This window comes from Bradyrhizobium sp. NBAIM01, from assembly GCF_020194115.1.
GTDB lineage: Bacteria > Pseudomonadota > Alphaproteobacteria > Rhizobiales > Xanthobacteraceae > Bradyrhizobium > Bradyrhizobium yuanmingense.
The window spans coordinates 421375-440428 of the sequence record NZ_JADYVU010000004.1 but is presented as its reverse complement, the minus strand read 5'-3'; the positions used below and the strand labels follow the sequence as shown (position 1 = coordinate 440428).

Below are 19054 nucleotides of genomic sequence, written 5' to 3'. Positions count from 1 at the left end.
GCCAGCGAAACAAGGGTCCAGACCGATGGAAACCCCCACTAAGACGGTTGCCAACGCGCCCAAGCTGGCGGACCGCGCCTACAACGTTCGCCGCAACGCGCTGCGCATGGGCGAGGTTCAGGGCCAAGGCTATATCGCACAGGCGTTGGACATCTCCGACGTCCTCGCCGTCGCCTATTTTCACGCAATGCGCTATCGGCCTGAAGATCCCTCCTGGGAGGAGCGAGACCGCTTCCTGCTCTCCAACGGGCATTATGCCATCGCGCTCTATGCGGCTTTGATCGAGGCGGGGATCGTCCCCGAGGGTGAGCTCGAAACCTATGGCAGCGACGAGAGCCGCCTGCCGATGTCGGGCATGGCCTCCTACACACCGGGAATGGAAATGTCGGGGGGCTCACTCGGGCTTGGGCTGAGCATTGCCGTCGGCATGGGGCTGGGGCTGAAGCGCAAGAAATCCGAGGCGCGGGTGTACACCTTGTTCTCCGATGGCGAGCTCGATGAAGGCTCGGTGTGGGAGGCGATCCAGTCGGCGGGCCACTACAAGCTCGACAATCTGATCGGCATCGTCGATGTCAATAACCAGCAGGCGGACGGTCCTTCGACGCAGGTGATGGGCTTCGAGCCGCTGGTCGACAAGCTTGAGGCCTTCGGCTGGTTCGTGCAGCGCATCGACGGCAATGATCTGGATGCCGTGGTTGCCGCATTCGATGCCGCCAAGTCCCATCCCGAGCCTAAGCCGCGGATGATCGTCGCCGACACGCTGATGGGCAAGGGCGTTCCCTTCCTGGAGCAGCGCGAGAAGAACCATTTCATCCGCGTCGAGCAGCACGAATGGCAGCTCGCGTTGGCCGCGCTGGAGGCGGCGAGGCAGGCATGAAGACCGTCAGATCCGCACCCCAGCCGGGCAAGCCGCGCCTGACAACCTCTGCCATGATCGCCTCGATCGCGTCGGAGGGACAGAAGACGAAACCGGCGCCGTTTGGACACGCGCTCGTCGAGCTTGCCCGTAGCCGCCCTGATGTGGTCGGCATGACAGCCGATCTCGGCAAATACACCGACCTGCACATCTTCGCGAAGGAATTTCCGGACCGCTATTACCAGATGGGCATGGCCGAGCAGCTTCTATTCGGCGCCGCTTCGGGCCTCGCCGCGGAAGGCTTCATGCCGTTCGCGACCACCTATGCGGTGTTCGCCTCGCGGCGCGCCTACGACTTCATTCACCAGACCATCGCGGAGGAAGACCGCAATGTGAAGATCGTCTGCGCACTACCCGGTCTGACCTCGGGCTATGGCCCGAGCCATCAGGCCGCGGAGGATCTTGCGCTGTTTCGCGCCATGCCGAACATGACCGTCATCGATCCCTGCGATGCGCATGAAATCGAGCAGCTGGTGCCCGCGATCGCGGCGCATCAGGGGCCGGTCTACATGCGCCTGCTGCGTGGCCAGGTGCCGGTCGTGCTGGACGAATACGACTACAAGTTCGAGCTCGGCAAAGCCAAGCTGATCCGCGAGGGGAAAGACGTCCTGATCATCTCATCCGGCATCATGACCATGCGTGCGCTCGAGGCGTTGCAAACTCTGAAGAACGACCGTGTCGATGCTGCGGTGCTCCACGTGCCGACCATCAAGCCGCTCGACGCCGAGACGATACTGCGTGAAGCCGGCAACTCAGGCCGCCTGGTCGTCGTTGCCGAAAACCACACGACGATTGGCGGTCTCGGCGAGGCGGTCGCCGCACTCCTGATGCGTTCAGGCGTCCATCCGCCCTTCCGCCAGATTGCATTGCCGGACGAATTTCTTGACGCCGGCGCACTTCCGACGCTGCACGACCGCTACGGGATTTCCACCGCAGAGGTCGCAAGGAAGATCAAGCAGTGGCTCTAGCGCACCGGCACTAAGCGCCAGCCAGGCCAAGCCCGAGTGAAGAGTTGTGCCCGCTGCGTGTTGCTGCGGGTGAGCGCTGCCTCTTGCCCGAATGTGGGCGGTCGAGGAGCCCGGAAAAGCTGAAAATCAGCGCAGACTGATGCAGCCGGCACAACGTCAATACAGGATCAGGAGGAAAACATGACCGTCTCGAAACCCGGACGCCTCAGCCGTCGTTCGCTGTTGCTCGCGGCGAGCGCCGTACCTCTCTGCGGGATTCTGACGCGCCCGGTATATGCCGCTGAGTTCGTCTACAAGTTCGCGACCGGGCAGGATCCGACCCATCCGGTGAATGTCAGGGCGCAGGAGGCGATCGAGCGTATTCGCGAAGCGACCAGTGGCAGGCTCGAGATCAGGCTGTTCCCGGCCAACCAGCTTGGCTCCGACACCGAGTTGCTGACCCAGGTTCGCAGCGGTGGCGTCGAGTTCTTCAATCAATCGTCCTCGATTCTCGCCACCCTGGTGCCGAGCGCGGGCATCGTGAACACGGGCTTCGCATTCACCGACTACGACAGCGTATGGAAGGCGATGGACGGCGACCTCGGCACCTATATCCGGGCGCAGATTGCCAAGACGCCGATCATGGCGGTGTCGAAGGCCTGGGACAATGGCTTTCGCCAGGTGACCTCGTCCGGCCGCGAGGTCAGGACGCCGGAAGATCTCAAGAATTTCCAGATCCGCGTTCCGCCGGCGCCGCTGCTGACCTCCCTGTTCAAGGCGCTTGGAGCCGGTCCGACGCCGATCAACTTCAACGAGGTCTATTCCGCGTTACAGACCAAGGTCGTTGACGGCCAGGAGAATCCGTTGCCGATCATCGCGACCGCGCGTCTCTACGAAGTGCAGAGCACGTGCAGCCTGACCGGCCACGTCTGGGATGGCTACTGGATCCTCAGCAACAAGCGCGCCTTCGAGCGCCTGCCGAAGGACATGCAGGAGATCGTGACGCGCGAGCTCGATCGCTCTGCCGTCGATCAGCGGGCCGATATCGCAAAGCTCAGCCAGTCATTGCGGAACGATCTTGCGGCCAAGGGCCTCAAATTCATCGACGTCAATCGTGCCGATTTCCGTCAGGCACTGTCGAAGACCAGCTTTTACGCCGACTGGAAGGGGAAGTTTGGCGCGGAGGCGTGGTCCCACCTCGAAAAAGCCGCGGGGCAGCTATCATGACCAGCGTGAGCCACACGCCGCACGTTGAGGCCGGCATGGCGGCCGGCGCGTCGCAGGCAGGCCGGCGCAGTTGGGTGATAACGGCGAACACGGTGCTTGGTCATGTCGTGGCGGTCCCGGCAGCACTGCTCGTGCTGGCGGAGATTGCGGTGCTGTCCGCGGGCATCGTGGGCCGATACGTCTTCCGCACGCCGCTTATCTGGTCTGACGAGCTTGCCGGCATTCTCTTCCTCTGGCTCGCCATGTTCGGTTCCGTGATCGCGTTCCAGCGCGGCGAACACATGCGGATGACCGCCATAATCGGTGTTCTCAGCGCGGAGGTTCGCGCATTCCTGGATGTCGTCGCGGCCACGGCATCGCTGGCATTTCTTGCGCTCGTTGTCTGGCCAGCCTATGAATTTGCGGCCGACGAGGCCTTCGTCACGACGCCGGCGCTTGAGATCGTTAACAGCTGGCGCGCGGCGGCGTTGCCGATCGGCATCGGCCTGATGCTGACCGCAGCGGTTCTCCGGCTCATCCGCATCGCGAGTCTGCGCAGCTTGCTGGGATCTCTGGCGATCGTCACCGGCATCATCGGAACGTTCGTTCTGCTCGCTCCGGTCCTGAAGCCGCTCGGGAATCTGAACCTTCTGATCTTCTTCGTTGTTGTGGTCGGGGCGATGGTCTTCGCGGCCGTGCCGATCGCGTTCGCGTTCGGCCTCGCTACCGTCGGCTATCTCGCCCTGACAACCAGCACGCCCGACGTGGTGATGATCGGACGGATGGACGAGGGCATGAGCCACCTGATCCTGCTTGCCGTACCTCTCTTCGTCTTTCTCGGCCTCCTGATCGAGATGACGGGCATGGCGCGCGCCATGGTTAGCTTCCTCGCGAGCCTCCTGGGCCACGTGCGCGGCGGATTGCACTACGTACTGGTCGGAGCGATGTATCTGGTCTCGGGCATTTCCGGATCCAAGGCAGCGGACATGGCTGCGGTGGCTCCGGTCCTGTTTCCCGAGATGCGGCAGCGCGGGGCCAAACCAGGAGACCTCGTTGCTCTTCTTGCGGCGACCGGCGCCCAGACCGAGACGATCCCGCCCTCGCTCGTCCTGATCACGATCGGCTCGGTGACCGGCGTGTCGATCTCGGCGCTCTTCACTGGCGGGTTGCTCCCGGGGTGGTGCTCGCGGTCATGCTTGCGGCCGTGGTCTGGTGGCGATACCGGCGCGAAGACCTTTCTCACGTCAAACGGGCTACCGGCCGGCAAATCGGGCGGGCCTTTGTGATCGCGATACCTGCTATCGCACTGCCGTTCGTGATCCGCACGGCGGTCGTCGAGGGCGTCGCGACCGCAACGGAGGTCTCGACCATCGGCATCCTGTACTCGGCCTGTGCCGGTCTCTTCGTCTACCGGCAGTTTGACTGGCGCCGCATCTATCCCATGCTGGTCGAGACGGCCTCGCTGTCAGGGGCGATTCTGCTCATCATCGGCGCGGCGACAGGCATGGCCTGGGCGCTGACCCAGTCCGGATTTTCCGCCTCTCTTGCAAAGTTCATGACCAGCCTTCCCGGCGGAGTCCCCGTCTTCCTGGCCGTGACGATCTTGACCTTCGTGATCTTGGGCAGCGTGTTGGAAGGGATTCCCGCGATCGTCTTGTTCGGTCCGCTCCTGTTCCCGATCGCGCGGCAGGTCGGGGTCCACGATGTTCACTACGCCATGGTCGTCGTCCTCGCCATGGGCATCGGCCTGTTCGCGCCGCCGTTCGGCGTCGGCTACTACGCGGCTTGCGCGATCAGCCGCATCAATCCGGACGAGGGCATGAAGCCGATCGTGGGCTATATGATCGCGCTCCTGATCGGCACGCTGATCGTTGCCGCCGTGCCCTGGCTATCGATCGGCTTCCTTTGATAACGGGCGAGGCGCCCTCGCCAAACATCGCGAGGGCATCTCGTCAGGCGAATTTCGGCAGATGCAGCGGGAGACCTTCGCAAGGCATGTCGATCTCCTCGACCTGGCCCTTGCCGACCTCAGTGACGCGTAGCTTCCTGCCTTCGAGCGTGAAGGCACAATTCGTCGGTTGCGGTCCGTCGAGGATCAGGCGATCGGCGACCTCACCCCGCCGGTCTAGAACCGTAACGTTCTTCTGGTTGTAGACCGTGCAATAGAGCCGACCGTCCGTCCCGAACGCCATCCCGTCCGGCCCTTTGAAATCCGGATTGGAATCCGGCTGCAGCACGTTGCCGAAGACGACGCGTTTCGGTGCTGCCTCGCCAAGCACGTCATACCGATAGATCTCGCCGGTGAAGGATGCGTTGGCGTAGAGGTGGTTGTCCGGACCGAAGGCAATGCCGTTGGTGAAGCGGATCTTGCGATCGAGCACGCGCAGCACCTTCATGACCGCCGGGTCGATCTCATACACACGGCCGTCCCAATCGAGGTCCATATAGCCGTCGGCGAAGGCCTGGCCGTTGATGAAATCCTCGGCCGCCATTCCGGAGTCGGTCATGTAGAGCAGCCCGTTCGGACCGAAGCAGAGGTCGTTCGGAAACAGGAAGCGATCCGCGCCTTCGCCCTGCATGCGCCGGATCTCGTTGCCGCTCTCGTCGATGCAGATCAAGGCCCGGAGGCCGGCTTCCGCGATCCAGATCCGACCGTGGCCATCGGTCGTCAGTCCATTCGGCCGGCCACCGGTCGTGCGGATCACACGCCGATTGCCGCGATGATCGAGGCGCGTGACGCAAAGGGTCGACGCGGACATCTCCGTCACATACATCGACCCATCCGGTAGGCATACCGGGCCTTCCGGCGCTCCAATTCCAGTGGCAACCAGTCTCGACGCCATTCGTCCCTCCCGTTCTCGAATGTTGGCTCTCGTTAGGCGATGACCAGGTCGCTGCCCGGGTCGATCAGCACCACGCGATTGAGATCGATGGCGAGGTCGATGCGCTCGCCATGGCTGCTGACGTCATGAGCCTGAAGCTCGGCGACAGCATCCACGCCGCCGAGCTTGATGGTGGTGAAGGTGCGGGTCCCGGTTGGCTGAATGAGGTCGGCAATGGCAGAGTAAGCCACCACTCCGTCCCGCAGAGGTCCGCCGCCGGCCCGGCTGAAATGCTGGGGCCGAATGCCGACGAGAACCCGTCGCCCCTCGGCGCTGGTGAGTGATTTGGCCTTCGCGTTCGGAAGGGGCAGCACATCGCCGGACTGAAACATGACGGCTGCGCCACCGCCGCTCGTCCTGAGACTTGCCGGGATGAGATTGATAGACGGCGAGCCGAGAAAACCTGCCACGAATCCTGTACGGGGTTGCTCGAACAGCTCCAGCGGAGCTCCCTGCTGCTCGATCTTTCCATCACGCAGCAGCACGATCCGATCGGCGAGCGTCATCGCCTCGACCTGGTCATGCGTGACGTAAATCATCGTCGTCGTGATCTCATGGTGCAGACGCTTGATCTCGGTCCGCATCTCGTCGCGCAACTGGGCGTCCAGGTTCGAGAGGGGCTCGTCGAACAGGAACAGGTCCGCCTTCCGGACGATGGCGCGGCCGATGGCGACCCGCTGGCGCTGTCCACCGGACAACTGACGTGGATAGCGCTGCAGGAGATTGCCGATGCCGAGCATCTCGGCTGCTTCGCTGACCCGTTTCCTGATTTCGATCTCGGAAGTTTTCCGCGCGCGCAAACCGAAGGCGATGTTCTCGCTCACGGTCAGATAAGGGTAGAGCGCATAGTTCTGAAACACCATCGCGATATTGCGCTCGCGCGGCCGCAGATCGTTGACCACCGCGCCCCCGATGGTGATCGTACCGTCATCCGGGTCCTCGAGACCGGCGATGGTTCGCAACAGCGTGCTCTTGCCGCAGCCCGACGGCCCCACCAGGACAGCGAATTCGCCATCGGCGATGGTGAGATCAACTCCCCGGACCGCATGCACGTTGCCGTAATATTTGTGTACTCCGGACAGCTTGACGTCAGCCACTCCGCTCTCCCTAACCCTTGACTGCGCCAAGCGAGATGCCGCGCACGAGATAGCGCTGCATCACCGAGACCGCGACGAAGATCGGCAGCGTCCCCAAGACCGACATCGCCGCGATCTTTGCCCAGAAATTCGACTGCCCGCCGAAATAGTGCGTCAGCATGACAGGAAAGGTGATGACTTCGGTGCGGGTGAGCACCAGCGCGAACAGGAAGTCGTTCCAGGCGAACACGAAGGTGAAGACCGACGTCGCCATGAGACCGGGGCGCACCATCGGGAAGACGACTTTCCAGATCACCTCCCAACGGTTCAGGCCATCGACCAGCGCGCTTTCCTCAAGCTCCAGCGGAACATCGACGATGTAGCCGCGCATCATCCAGATCACGTAGGGAAGATTGAATGCGGTGTAGAGGAGAATGAGCCCGAAATAGCCGTCCACGAGGCCGAAATAGACGTAGATCAGGAAGATGGGAAAGACGACAGCGATCGGCGGGATCATGCGCTGGGAGATGATCCACATTGCCAAATTCTCGCCGCCGGTGCCGAACCTGGCGAGGCTGTAGGCGCAAAGCGTCCCGAGAACGATTGCGATGCCGGAGCTCACCCCTGAGACGATTAGGCTGTTCAGAATGGCAAGAACGTCGCCGTCCTTGAACAGAACATAGTAGTTCGAGAACTGGATCTGCCCGGGTATCCATAGAGGCGGCACGTGATAAATCTCGTCCGGCGTCTTGAACGAGATCATGAATAGCCAGTAGACCGGAAACAGAAATAGCAGGGTCACGACGCCGGCGCCGAGATAGCGAAGCGCCAGAATGCGGGCTTTTCTCGCCGATAGCTTGCCGACCCTCATCGCGCAAGCTCCATGCGCTTGAGGACCAGGGTCGTGATCAGCGTCAGAAGCGCAATCACCAGGAAGGAAATCGCAGCTGTGTAGCTGGTCTCGAATTGCGAGAAGCCTTGCACATAGGTGTAGAGCGAGACGGTCTCGGTCATCGAGCCTGGCCCGCCTTCGGTAAGGGCCCAGATAATGTCGAAGATGCGCACGAGGTCGAGGCCGCGGATCAGACAGGCCACGGCGACAACGGGAGCGATCGCCGGCAGAACGATTGCGCGAAGCACGCGCAGGTACGACGCGCCATCGATTTCCGCGGCCTCGAGCTGCGACTGGTCCACATTCGACAGCGCAGCGAGCAGCAGCAGGAACATGAACGGCGACCACTGCCAGACTTCGCAGATGATGATCGCCGGATAGACGTAGGCGGGATTGACTGTCCACAGGATTCGGACCGGCTCGCCGGCGAAGAAACTCAGGATCTGGCCAATCGGACCGAAGCGGACGTCGAACATCAGGCGCCAGGTCGCGCCCGCAACGATTGGAGAAATGACGGTCGGCAACACCAGCAGCGCGACGAAGATCTGTCGACCCGGCATGCGATCGATGAAGAGCTGCGCCATCAAGAAGCCGACCAGCAGCTCCAGGGGGAGGGCGATCGCGGTGATGATGGCGGTGTGGCCGAGCGAAGCCCAGAGGCGGATATCCCTGAACAGCTCCGCATAGTTCAAGAGGCCAACGAAGGAGGTGTCGTTCTCGGTCATCGTGATGCGCTGGAAGCTCACGATCAGCGAGTAGATCAGGGGAAACAGACCGACCAGAAGAAGGATCAGAATCGCCGGCGCGACGATAAGATAGGGCAGGCGGTCTTCGAGCATGCGCCCGAAGCGGCTGGGGCGGCGATGCTCGGCGCCATTGAGGCTCACAGAAACTGTCATCATCAGTCCGGAAAACGGCACCGCACGGGAGGGCGATGCCTCCCGTGCGGTATCCACTCAGCTATTGCGGGTAGGCGCCGGGCTTTGCGGCCCAGACCTTGTAGACGGATTTCTGGTTCTCGATGCCGACCTTCTCGGTGATCGCATCGAATTGTTGCGCCATGCGGTCGAGAATGGCCTTGGGATCTTCGCCAGCCCAGAGGCTCGAGATCGCCTTGGTCATCGCTTCGTCGTACTTGTCCTGCTGAAGCAGGGAAAGATCGAGCAGGCCCTTCTCGCCGGACGTCTTGATCGTGTCGAGATAGGCTGGAGCATCCGGCCAGAGCGCGCGGTATTTCTCGCTCGCGTAGTGCGAGAGGCGGAACGGATCGCGCAGCGTATAGGGGAGCTGAACGCGCTCGAGGCTGGTCTTCTTGCTGTTCAGCCACTGGATGAAGAGATACGCGGCCTCCTTGTTCTTGCTGGTGGCCGACACGGACAAGTCGAAGCCGACGCCGAGCTCGGGACGGCCGAGAGGGGTGAGCGCGTAGCCGACCTTGCCGGCGACCTGCGATTTCGGCACCCACTTCAGTGCTTCCTCGCCGGAGCCGTAGCCCGCGGCCCAGCGGCCGTAGGGCGGCCAGGAGATCGTCATTGCGGTCGTGCCCTGAAGGAAAGCGGCGAGATTGTCGACGAAATTCCACTGCTCGACGCCCGGCGGCATGAACTTGTTCTCCGCCAGCATCTGCTTGAACACCTTGAGACCGACCTCGCCATTCACTGTCGCCTTCATGGTATCGGCATTGAAGAACTTGCCGCCCTCCATGCGGAAGCGTTCCTGGAACATGTATTGCGGGTAGGGTGCGGTGCGGAAGAAGCCGGCGCCGTAGACCTTGGGCGCCATCTTGTCGGTGATGAACTGGCCGATCTCGTCGAACTGTTTCCAGTCCTTTGGCGGAGCCAGCTCGTAGCCGAACTTGGCCTTGAACGCGTCCTTCATCTTCGGATCCTCGAAGATGTCCTTCCGGTAGTAGAGCAACATCACGTCGCCGTCGTCCGGGAAGCCGTAGATCTTCCCGTCATACTGCATCTGGTTGTCGCGGTAGGCGGCCGCGATGTCCTGCAACTCGTCGCGGTAGCCGAACTTATCGACATATTTGTCGAGCGGCTCGAGCGCTCCGGCACGTGCTAGATCGGGCATCCAGGATGGAATGACGTTCAGCGCGTCATAGGCTCCGGCGCCTGATTTGAAATCCTGCATGATCTTGGTGAACATCTGGTCGGTCGGCACCTCGACCACCTTCACCTTGATGCCGGTGAGCTTCTCCCATTGCGGGCCCGAATAGTTCAGCGGGTCGAGCGACTGAAGACCGGCCTCCCAAACGATGCTGATCGTTGTACCCGCGTACTTCTTCGCGGCTTCCATCGCTGTGTCGGCGGCATCCTTGTCGGCAGCCGACGCTGAACCTGCAGCCAGCGCTAGCACTGCGACCGCGCCGAGAAACGTCCTGAACTTCATCCCTTCCTCCTCCTCTTGGGCGTCCGGAGTTCGGCAGGGCCGGCTTCGGAGCGCTTCTCACGTGATCTCTGCCCGGTTAGCCAGCCGCCGACGTGAACGGACGGCTGTCGGCGGCGACCTGGCCGAGAGAGACAAATTCATCTATGTCGAGGATTTGCAGCGCAGGCGCATCGTTGGTCGGGCTTCTCGCCCGCAACCTGAATGGACGCCAGTTGGCGTTGTAGAAGCACGCATCCTCCCTAAAACGCTCAAGAGCGCTGCCTTTGGGGCTAGTCTGCGTCGAGGCGGAACTGGCCGACAAATGAGAACTTTGCAAGCATCGGTGAATCGCAGTCACCTATCCGCTGAAGTCTCCGAGAAGCTATACGAGTCAATCATGCGGTTGCTCCGGATCGGGCTGAAGAACAGGCTTACAAGACTGTCCGGACGTGATGCTCGCGCAAGGCCGCGCCGGGCGATCGTAGCGGAACAAGCCGCGCTTCAGGACAGTGGTCGCGGGCGCGGCGCCCGAGTCCAGGATCAATCAACCATCGAGTCGGCCATCCAACCGCTTCACCTATTCTGAAGCTTCCTCCATGTGCACCTTCATGAGCGCGCATGCGCTCGCTGTTGCGCGCACGGGTGGCCTTCGCGATTTCCTCGCGAATCTTGACGTTGGCGCATCCAAATTGAGTGTGCTCTTCCGGAGGCGTCTCGGTGCTGAAGACAACCAGCCGACGCAGCATCTCGTTGATCAGCTCGCATGAGAAGCGCAGGAAGGGATTGGGGTTTGCGGCAGCCAGGATGTCGTGAAACTCGAGATCGGCCTAGCGTCCGCGAACCAGAAGAGAGACCTTCACCGTCGGGCAGCTGGACCGGAGACTCCCGGGAAAATGATCGTTACGTGTCTTGAGATCTGCTCGCGGATTGATCGTTTCCCAAAAACGACCGAAACCTCTCGGTTTAGGATTGGCCATGATGTCGTGCGGCGCGCCTTGCTCCACGATCACACCACCGTCCATGAAAATAACGCGGTCGGCAACCTCTCGAGCGAAGCCCATCTCATGCGTGACCACGATCATCGTCATGCCTTCGTTGGCTAACTCCCGCATCACGCGGAGCACTTCGCCAACGAGCTCGGGGTCGAGAGCCGACGTAGCCTCGTCGAAGAGCATAACAGCGGGGCGCATCGCGAGGGCGCGGGCGATTGCAACGCGCTGCTGCTGGCCGCCGGAGAGGCGGGCGGGATATTGGTCGGCCTTGTCGGCCAAGCCGACCTTCCGGAGTAACTCCAGCGCCTGCTTCCTCGCCTCAGTCTTGTCTCGGCGTTGGACTGACACGGGCCCCATCATGACGTTCTGAAGGACGGTCCGATGCGGGAACAGATTGAAGCTTTGAAAGACCATGCCGACATGCTCACGGTTCTTCGCAACCGCCTTCTCATCAAGCATGCGGCGACGGCCTTCGCTGTCGCTGCTGTAGCCGACCGGTGCGCCATCCACCGTGATGGTGCCGCCCTCGAATGTCTCAAGGAAGTTAACGCAGCGCAGCATAGTGGACTTGCCCGAGCCGCTCGGGCCCAGAACGACTACGACCTCGCCGCGCCGGATATCGAAAGAAACGCCGTTCAGGACACAATGCGTTCCGAACGATTTCACAAGGCCGTTCACTGATACGATGATGGGCGATCCGGCGGAGATGGTCATACGCACCCTCAGAGATCGAAGGAGAGTTTCCGCTCGCAATGGTTCGCGAGCAGCGAAATGGGATAGCAAATCAAGAAGTAGATCAGCATGATACCAAGGAAGATCTGGAAAGCCGCGAGTGTTCTCTCCACGACCTCGCGAGCCGCAAAGGAGAGTTCCCAGGCTCCGACGACCGAGGCGTAAGAGGTCTGCTTGATTGCCATAAGCGCGATGTTGAGGACCGGCGCAATCGCGAGACGGGCCGCCTGAGGAAGGACGACCTGACGCAGCATCGTCAGCCGCCGCATGCCGAGGCTTTTGGCTGCTGCGACCTGGCCGGCCGGCACCGATGCGATGGCGCCGCGCACGGCCTCGGTGACGAAGGCGCCGACATAGACAATCATCGATATCATGACCGCGGCATAGGCGCTAAGACGGATTCCAAATGCTGGGAAAGTGTAGAAGCCGAGAAACATCACGACCAATACCGGAATGCCCCGGAACACGAAGACATAGGACGTGACGATCGCCCGGACGATCGGTCCGCCGCCGCTCGCGATCGTTCCAACGACCGCGCCAAGAAGCGTGCCGGCTATGACGACGACGAAGGCAAGCCAAAGCGTCACCAGTGCACCCTGCACCAGGTAGGGCAGATTTGCGTGCAGGACAGAGATGCTCATCCGAGCCTCCGCGCGAAGCGCATCTCGTTGATCCGAAACCCGACGCCGATGACGGAAGTCAAGATCAGATAGAGCGCTGCAACGAGGACGAAGACTTCGAAGGATGCCCCTGATCTTTCGATGATGACCTTGCCCGATAGCGTCAGGTCGAGCACACCGATTGCTGATACGAGAGACGTGTCCTTCACAAGGACGATCAGTTGGTTCGAGACGGGTGCCATGACTTTGATGACGGCCTGCGGAAGAACGATCTGGCGAAAAACAGCCCAGCGACGCATGCCAATCGCCTGTCCCGCCTCCCATTGTTTGGGCCCGACGGCCGCGATGCCGCTGCGAAAGAGTTCAGACAAGAAAGCCGCGTGCTGAAGTGCGACCGCGAGGACGCCGCAGGTGATCTCGTCCCAGAAGATTCCCACGAGCGGCAGGCCGAAGAAGAGGAGGTACATCTGGACGAGGAGTGGCGTATTCCTCATCACCTCGACATAGGCTCGCACGAGAGCGCTGAGCAGCCGCCAGCCGGCGACGCGCGGTACTGTGAGAAGCACGCCGATTGCGAGAGCTGTCGGCGCCGCGAGTGCCGCGACAGCGATGGTAACGAGCAGCCCGCTCCAGAGTTGCGGGAGGTAGCGGGCGGCGAAGTTGCCAAACTGTGACCAATCCATCATCCGCCCTCTCTGCACAGTCAATCAGTTATTGTTGAGATACCACTTCGCATTCTTCGGCTTTTCGCCGAACCACTTCTCGTAGATCGCGCTATACTCGGCGAAGAGATAGCCGCCGGTCATCTCGGACACGACCAGGTCGAGGTACTGCCAGAGCCTGAAGTCGCCCGGCTTCATGAAGAGGCCTGTGTTGACGACATCCGTCAGGCGAGTTTCCATCACGCGCATATCCGGGTTGCTTTTGACGTACCAGGCGGCGACGGGCGCATCGAGCTGAGCGGCCTGGGCTCGGCCAAGCTTCACAGAGTTGAATTGCGACGCGATGCCGTCAAAGGTCTGCAGCTTGGCCTGCGGGAAGAGGCGCTTGGCGCGCTCCTCCTGGGTCGGTGTGGTCAGATTGGCGATGGTGACGTTCGGCTTGTTCAGATCGTCAAGCGTCTTGAAGGGCGCATCCTTGCGCACGATGAGAACAATGCCGCCATCGATATAGTTGCGGGTGAATGCGACCCGCTGCGCCCGGTCGGCGTAGATGGTGGTCGTTTGCGCGCCAAAGTCGATCGTGCCATTCTGCGCGTTGGGCCAGCGCTGGGCTGCGCTCTGACGGACAAACTCGACCCTGGTGGGATCGCCGAAGGTCGCTTTGGCGATCAGCCGGGCAACATCGATGTCGAATCCGACCAGCTCCCCCTTGTCGTCGACGAAGCCGAAGGGAGGTGACTCGCTCGACACACCAACGATCAGCTTGCCCCGCCCCAAGATCTCATCAAGCCTGGACTTCTCCTCAGCTTGGCCAGGTCCGGCCGCGGCCACGAATCCGCAGAATGCCGCAACCAGACCGGTGACGAACCGCCGTCCAAAGCTTCGCATGTCCATGCTCCATTGGTTATTGGAAAGATACAAGCCGTGGCCTTTGCTCAACGACTAGCGCTCGACCTGCCGCGGCGAAAGAACACAGCTCCTGACGGAGCACGTTAGAAATAGTTACGCTGCCAACGTTTTAGAGGCGGCAATTGAGGGCCGCTCGTTCCAGGGCCGCCAATGCAGCGGCAACGACAGGGCGCCGGGACGTGCCCTTGGGAACGGCGCTGAATATGCGTCTGTGTAGGGCGGGCGCAATGGGAAGAATGCGAAAGTCGGGATCCTTGTTGAGGGGCTGCACCGCAAGACCGGGCAGGACTGTTACGAATTGTCCTGTGCGTACCATCTCAAGGGTGGCAGAAATATTGCGAGCGCTGCAGCCAATCTTCATTTCGAAACCGGCGGCCAAGCACGCGTTCGTCAAGTTCTGCTGATAGGCGACCGCCGTTTGGTTGATCGCCCACTTCTCGTTCGAGAGATCCTTGAGCTCTATGCTTGTCAAATCGGCTTTCGCGAAGCGGTGGTCTGAGGAGAGGATCGCATTCAGAGCATCGACATAGAGAGGGTGGAATTCGAGGGCCTGCTGGTACGCATTTGCATCGGTATAATCGTCGACAATTGCGATATCGACCTGCTTGGCGACGGTTGCCTTGAGACCCTCGGTCGGCTCGAGTTCGACGAAGCTGGCATCGATGAGGGGGTGTGTCTTGTGGAGATAGCCCAAAGCTCTTGGAACGATGCTGGTCGCGACACTCCCGAATGCGGCAAGTCGTAGTTCGCCCGCAGGAGGCCCGTCCTTCTCGTCGAGTTCGGCTTCGATGCGATCTGCCAGTTGCAGCAGTGGTGTGACGCGATCCAGGAGTTGCTGCCCTTTGGTGGTCAGACGCAGTCCTCCTGCCGAACGCTCGAAAAGTACCGCTCCCGCCTCGCGTTCGAGCAACGCCAACTGTTGAGACACGGCCGGCCGTGTTTGGCCGAGCGCTCGAGCCACCGCCGAGATCGTACCGAGCTCGGAAAGCTCATGAAACAGACGTAGTCGTGAAAGACTGAGTGCCAAACTCGCATATCTCCAAAGAACATAGAGTAAGAATTTCTTTCGCCTCGCGTCAATTGGACTGGTCTTCCGGGGCTCGTCGAACCGGACCTAAAAGCGTCGGCATCACCCCGGTGATCGCGATCATTGCGAAGATGAGGCCGCGATCGCCGAGTTTTGACCGGCCTATTGGCCAATATCGCGAGGATTTATCGATGCCGACGATCGCCTTCTTGGGTGTTGGCCGCATGGGTTCACATATGGCGCGTCGGCTTGCCGAAGCCGGGCATAAGGTACGTGCCTTCGATCCCAACACGGCGGCCGTCGCCAAGCTTGCAGCGGCTGGCGTGGAGGCTGCCGCAAGCCCCAAGACCGCGGCTGCCGGCGCCGATTTCATTCTGGCGAGCCTCCCTTCTCCAGCGGCCTTGAAGGCGGCAGTGACTGGTGAGGACGGGATCCTCGCCGCCGCGAAGAAGGGCGCGACCGTAGTCGATTTCAGTACGGTCGACCCCGCCACCACCAAGGCGGTCGCTGCGATCTGCGACAAGGCCGGGATCAACTATCTCGACGCGCCCGTCAGCGGCGGCGTCGCCGGCGCCGAAAACGGCAAGCTCCTGATCATGATCGGGGGCGACCAGGCTGTGCTGGATGCAACGCGTCCCGTGCTCGAGACGCTGGCCGGCAAGATCATTCATTGCGGTCCAGTCGGTTCCGGACAACTCATGAAGCTCAGCCACAACCTGCTGACCGCGATCAACACCGTAGCGCTTGGCGAGGTGCTGGCAGCCAGTGTGAAGTCCGGCGCCAAGCTCGACGTGTTGCTCCAAGTTCTCGGTGGGGGTCTCGCCGGCAGCAAGATGCTGGATTGGTTCGGCAAGACGCTCTTCACGCAGGAACGGCCAGCCTTCTTCGCGCTCGACCTGATGCACAAGGACATCTCACTCGCACTCGACGAATTCACGGCTTCACCGATGTATCTCGGGCAGCTCGTTCGCCAGATCTACAATACCGCCCGCGCGGACGGTCTCGGCGGAAAGGATTCCACCAGCGTCTCGGAGGTCTACGAGCGACTGCTCAAGGTCGATCTCCGTCAGCCCGCAGCATGATTTCGAAGACCAGGAACGAACAAATGAGAGCGCAAATCGCCACCACCAGCTACGATTCCGAGCTGACGTTGCCCCGCTCCGGGCTGTTGGGCAACTTCATCGGCGGAAAGTGGATCAAGCCGGTCTCGGGCCGCACGATGGCAGTCGAGAATCCCTGCCGACGCGACACCGTCGCGATGGTCGGGGCTGCGGACGAGCAGGACGTCGATGCCGCAGTCGCGGCTGCTAAGGCGGCTTTTCCGACGTGGCGCCGCATGGCCGCGCGAGCCCGCGGCGCGCTTCTGACCGAACTCGGCAATCGCGTATCGGCGCATGCCGAAGAGATCGCCCAGGTCCTCGCGGCCGAAACGGGCAACGCGCTCCGCACGCAAAGCCGACCCGAGGTCGCGAGCACGGCCGAGGTCCTGCGGTACTACGGCGGCGTCGCGTCCGAGCAGAAGGGCGAGACGTTGCCGCTCGGCCCGGGGATATTCAGCTACACGACGCGAGAGCCGCTTGGCGTCGTTGGCGCGATCATCCCCTGGAATTCGCCTCTCGTCCTCGCGGCCGTGAAGATCGGCATGGCGCTCGGCACCGGCAACACTCTGGTGCTGAAGCCTGCCGAGGACGCGCCGCTCGCGGTCATCAAGGTCGCGGAGCTTGCAGCCGATCTCTTCCCAGCCGGCGTCTTCAATGTCGTCACCGGAACGGGCATCGAGGCCGGCGCGCCGCTGTCGAACCATCCCGATGTTTCGAAGATTTCGTTCACAGGCTCGGCCGAGGTCGGAAAGCTCGTTGCGCATGCCGCAGCCGACCGCATTGCGAAGGTCACCCTTGAACTCGGCGGCAAGAGCCCCTGCGTTGTCTATCCCGATGCGGCGACGCCCGAGCAACTCGACGCCTGCGCGACAAACGTCATCAACGCCATGCGCTTCGCGCGCCAAGGGCAGTCCTGCACGGCGGGCTCGCGGCTCTTCGTCCACCGGGACGTGTTCGAGCCGGTGGTTGCGAAGGTGGTCGAGAAGCTGAAGGCCATGAAGGTCGGCGACGCGCTCGACGAGGCCTCCGACATCGGCGCGATCATCAACGCCGAGCGCTACGGAGAGGTTTGCGCCTTCATCCGCGAGGCCGTCGATCGTGGCGCGAAGGTAGAGATCGGCCAGGTCCCGGCTCCCGCCAACGACACCGACGGCTTCATGCCGGGTCCCGTTGTGCTGACGGGTGTCGACAATGGCTGGCGTGTTGTGCGCGAGGAGGTTTTCGGGCCCGTCCTGGTTGCGATCCCCTGGACGAACGAAGACGAGATGATCGGCTGGGCGAACGACACTCATTACGGTCTCGCCGCCTACATCTTCACGAACGACATCACGACCGCCCTGCGCGCCGCGGAACGAATCGATGCTGGCTGGCTCCAGATCAACCGTGCCGGCGGTCAGATCCCGGGCATGTCCTACGGTGGCGCCAAACAGAGCGGCATCGGCGCCGAATATTCCATCGAAGGAGCCCTCGAGAGCTACACCTATCGCAAGAGCGTGACCGTCACGGTGTGAGCCGAGAGACAGGCAAAGAGGTCTCCATGGCTATGCTTGTAACTGAAGACTCCGCGGGTCCGGCCCCTCTTCTGGCCATGGCGGGTGAGCGGTTCGATCGTCTGATGACGATCGAATCGCGTCCTCTCTCGGGCGGGCTCCCGCCAGGTCTCGTCGTTCCGATGTACGAGATTTGCCGTCGTCATCACGGCGAGCCGCTTTCCACGTTGGCAGCCAGGGCCCTCATGTCGCGCGTCGCCTACGGAGACAACGTCATCGTGGCAACCGGTGCCGGTGTTCCGCCCAAACTCCCACAGGGAGAAACCGACGGACCGCCAGGCGCGGCGGTCCTTGCACGGGCGATGGCTCTCGGTCTTGGTGCCCAAGTCACGATTGTCTCGGAGGAGGCTCATTCTAGGCCAGTGGAGGCCTGCGCCGCGCTCGTTGGATCCTCGACGGCACGGCCGATCAATGTGGAAACTATTCCGCCTCATTCCAAACATGGACCCAAGGCCGTCGAAGCGCTCCTTGCGCGATGCCAACCATCGGCGATCGTCTTCGTCGAGCTCGACGGCCCCAACCCCGATGGCCTTTTTCACGGTGTCCGAGGCGATCGTCGCCCGGCCGGCACGATGGCGCATCTACATTTGCTCGCGGAGGCCGGCCAGGCTGCGAAGCGTTTGACGATAGGAATTGGCGACGGCGGCAACGAGGTCGGCTTCGGCGCGGTACGGACCGCGCTTGCCGCATTCCATCCCAATAGCTTCGTTGTCACGGCAGTCGAGACAGACGTGATCGTCAGCGCTGCGATATCGAACTGGGGCGCGTACGCCGTTTGCGCCGGACTTGCTGTCGGACTTGGCAGTCCCGACCTGCTGCACAAAGATACCCTGGAAGGGGAGTTGATCAGAGCCTGCGTTAGCGCGGGCGCTCGTGATGGCGCGACGGCAAGCACCGAACCCTTCGTCGATGGTGTCCCTGAGAGCGGCCATCGGGGCTTTGTCAGTCTGCTCCAGAGCATCGTTGCGAGTTCGTCAAGCGAGCCTAGTCCGGATTCATCGTCGCGTCAGCGATCTCGCGAGGTGACGCCATGACGCCGAGCTACGACTTTGCTGTTGGGCCCGACTTCATCGGTCTCGTACCGGGCTTGAAGCATCGAGAATGCCTCGCCTGGCGTATTCGCGCGGCAAGACGCCTTCGCCGAATGCTCCTGACAAGAACGCCCAT

Annotated in this window: 16 protein-coding genes and 1 pseudogene; 7 read left to right on the top strand and 10 right to left on the bottom strand. The window is 61.9% G+C overall.

Going from position 1 to position 19054, the window contains the following annotated elements:
- Nucleotides 1–25: 25 nt before the first annotated feature.
- From I6F31_RS17305 to I6F31_RS17290, 4 genes and pseudogenes are all read left to right on the top strand, one after another.
- Nucleotides 26–877: a transketolase gene (locus I6F31_RS17305; protein ID WP_225185798.1), complete on the top strand. Its 852-nt coding sequence runs from the start codon at nucleotides 26–28 to the stop codon at nucleotides 875–877.
- A complete protein-coding gene (locus I6F31_RS17300) occupies nucleotides 874–1884 on the top strand; it encodes a transketolase family protein (RefSeq protein ID WP_225185797.1) in 1011 nt (336 codons plus the stop codon). Before I6F31_RS17305 ends, I6F31_RS17300 begins: the two co-directional genes overlap by 4 nt.
- A gap of 180 nt (nucleotides 1885–2064) precedes the next feature.
- Complete coding sequence (locus I6F31_RS17295; RefSeq protein WP_225185796.1) at nucleotides 2065–3090, top strand: TRAP transporter substrate-binding protein; 1026 nt, start codon at nucleotides 2065–2067, stop codon at nucleotides 3088–3090.
- A 35-nt stretch (nucleotides 3091–3125) separates the two neighbouring features.
- Nucleotides 3126–4978 (top strand): annotated as a pseudogene (locus tag I6F31_RS17290) (TRAP transporter large permease subunit).
- A 43-nt stretch (nucleotides 4979–5021) separates the two neighbouring features.
- On the opposite strand, the gene I6F31_RS17285 reads toward I6F31_RS17290, so the two are convergent.
- From I6F31_RS17285 to I6F31_RS17240, 10 genes are all read right to left on the bottom strand, one after another.
- On the bottom strand, nucleotides 5022–5828 hold the full coding sequence (locus I6F31_RS17285; RefSeq protein WP_225185795.1) for an SMP-30/gluconolactonase/LRE family protein: 807 nt from the start codon (nucleotides 5826–5828) through the stop codon (nucleotides 5022–5024).
- Nucleotides 5829–5944: 116 nt separating this feature from the next.
- Nucleotides 5945–7048 carry an ABC transporter ATP-binding protein gene (locus I6F31_RS17280; RefSeq protein WP_225185794.1) on the bottom strand — a complete coding sequence of 368 codons (1104 nt, stop codon included), beginning with the start codon at nucleotides 7046–7048 and terminating at the stop codon, nucleotides 5945–5947.
- A 10-nt stretch (nucleotides 7049–7058) separates the two neighbouring features.
- Entirely contained in the window at nucleotides 7059–7898 is an 840-nt protein-coding gene (locus I6F31_RS17275) for a carbohydrate ABC transporter permease (RefSeq protein ID WP_225185793.1), read from the bottom strand.
- The gene (locus I6F31_RS17270) at nucleotides 7895–8818 is read right to left on the bottom strand and encodes a sugar ABC transporter permease (protein ID WP_225185792.1); all 924 of its coding nucleotides are present in this window, start codon (nucleotides 8816–8818) and stop codon (nucleotides 7895–7897) included. The genes I6F31_RS17275 and I6F31_RS17270 overlap by 4 nt, the downstream gene beginning before the upstream one ends.
- A gap of 61 nt (nucleotides 8819–8879) precedes the next feature.
- Nucleotides 8880–10316, bottom strand: coding sequence for a sugar ABC transporter substrate-binding protein (locus I6F31_RS17265; protein WP_225185791.1), 1437 nt, complete (start codon nucleotides 10314–10316; stop codon nucleotides 8880–8882).
- A gap of 806 nt (nucleotides 10317–11122) precedes the next feature.
- Nucleotides 11123–12001: an amino acid ABC transporter ATP-binding protein gene (locus I6F31_RS17260; RefSeq protein WP_276573206.1), complete on the bottom strand. Its 879-nt coding sequence runs from the start codon at nucleotides 11999–12001 to the stop codon at nucleotides 11123–11125.
- An 8-nt stretch (nucleotides 12002–12009) separates the two neighbouring features.
- Nucleotides 12010–12660, bottom strand: coding sequence for an amino acid ABC transporter permease (locus I6F31_RS17255; protein ID WP_225185790.1), 651 nt, complete (start codon nucleotides 12658–12660; stop codon nucleotides 12010–12012).
- Nucleotides 12657–13325, bottom strand: a complete 669-nt coding sequence (locus I6F31_RS17250) for an amino acid ABC transporter permease (RefSeq protein ID WP_225185789.1) — start codon at nucleotides 13323–13325, stop codon at nucleotides 12657–12659. The genes I6F31_RS17255 and I6F31_RS17250 overlap by 4 nt, the downstream gene beginning before the upstream one ends.
- 21 nt (nucleotides 13326–13346) lie before the next feature.
- Nucleotides 13347–14240: a transporter substrate-binding domain-containing protein gene (locus tag I6F31_RS17245; protein WP_276573205.1), complete on the bottom strand. Its 894-nt coding sequence runs from the start codon at nucleotides 14238–14240 to the stop codon at nucleotides 13347–13349.
- A 79-nt stretch (nucleotides 14241–14319) separates the two neighbouring features.
- Nucleotides 14320–15237 carry a LysR family transcriptional regulator gene (locus tag I6F31_RS17240; protein WP_225185788.1) on the bottom strand — a complete coding sequence of 306 codons (918 nt, stop codon included), beginning with the start codon at nucleotides 15235–15237 and terminating at the stop codon, nucleotides 14320–14322.
- A 131-nt stretch (nucleotides 15238–15368) separates the two neighbouring features.
- On the opposite strand from I6F31_RS17240, the gene I6F31_RS17235 reads away from it, so the two are divergent.
- From I6F31_RS17235 to I6F31_RS17225, 3 genes are read left to right on the top strand one after another with little or no spacing between them, the layout of a single operon-like run.
- The gene (locus I6F31_RS17235; protein ID WP_225185787.1) at nucleotides 15369–16319 is read left to right on the top strand and encodes an NAD(P)-dependent oxidoreductase; all 951 of its coding nucleotides are present in this window, start codon (nucleotides 15369–15371) and stop codon (nucleotides 16317–16319) included.
- A 23-nt stretch (nucleotides 16320–16342) separates the two neighbouring features.
- On the top strand, nucleotides 16343–17848 hold the full coding sequence (locus tag I6F31_RS17230) for an aldehyde dehydrogenase family protein (RefSeq protein WP_225185786.1): 1506 nt from the start codon (nucleotides 16343–16345) through the stop codon (nucleotides 17846–17848).
- A 26-nt stretch (nucleotides 17849–17874) separates the two neighbouring features.
- Nucleotides 17875–18921, top strand: a complete 1047-nt coding sequence (locus I6F31_RS17225; RefSeq protein ID WP_225185785.1) for a glutamate cyclase domain-containing protein — start codon at nucleotides 17875–17877, stop codon at nucleotides 18919–18921.
- Nucleotides 18922–19054 lie beyond the last annotated feature (133 nt).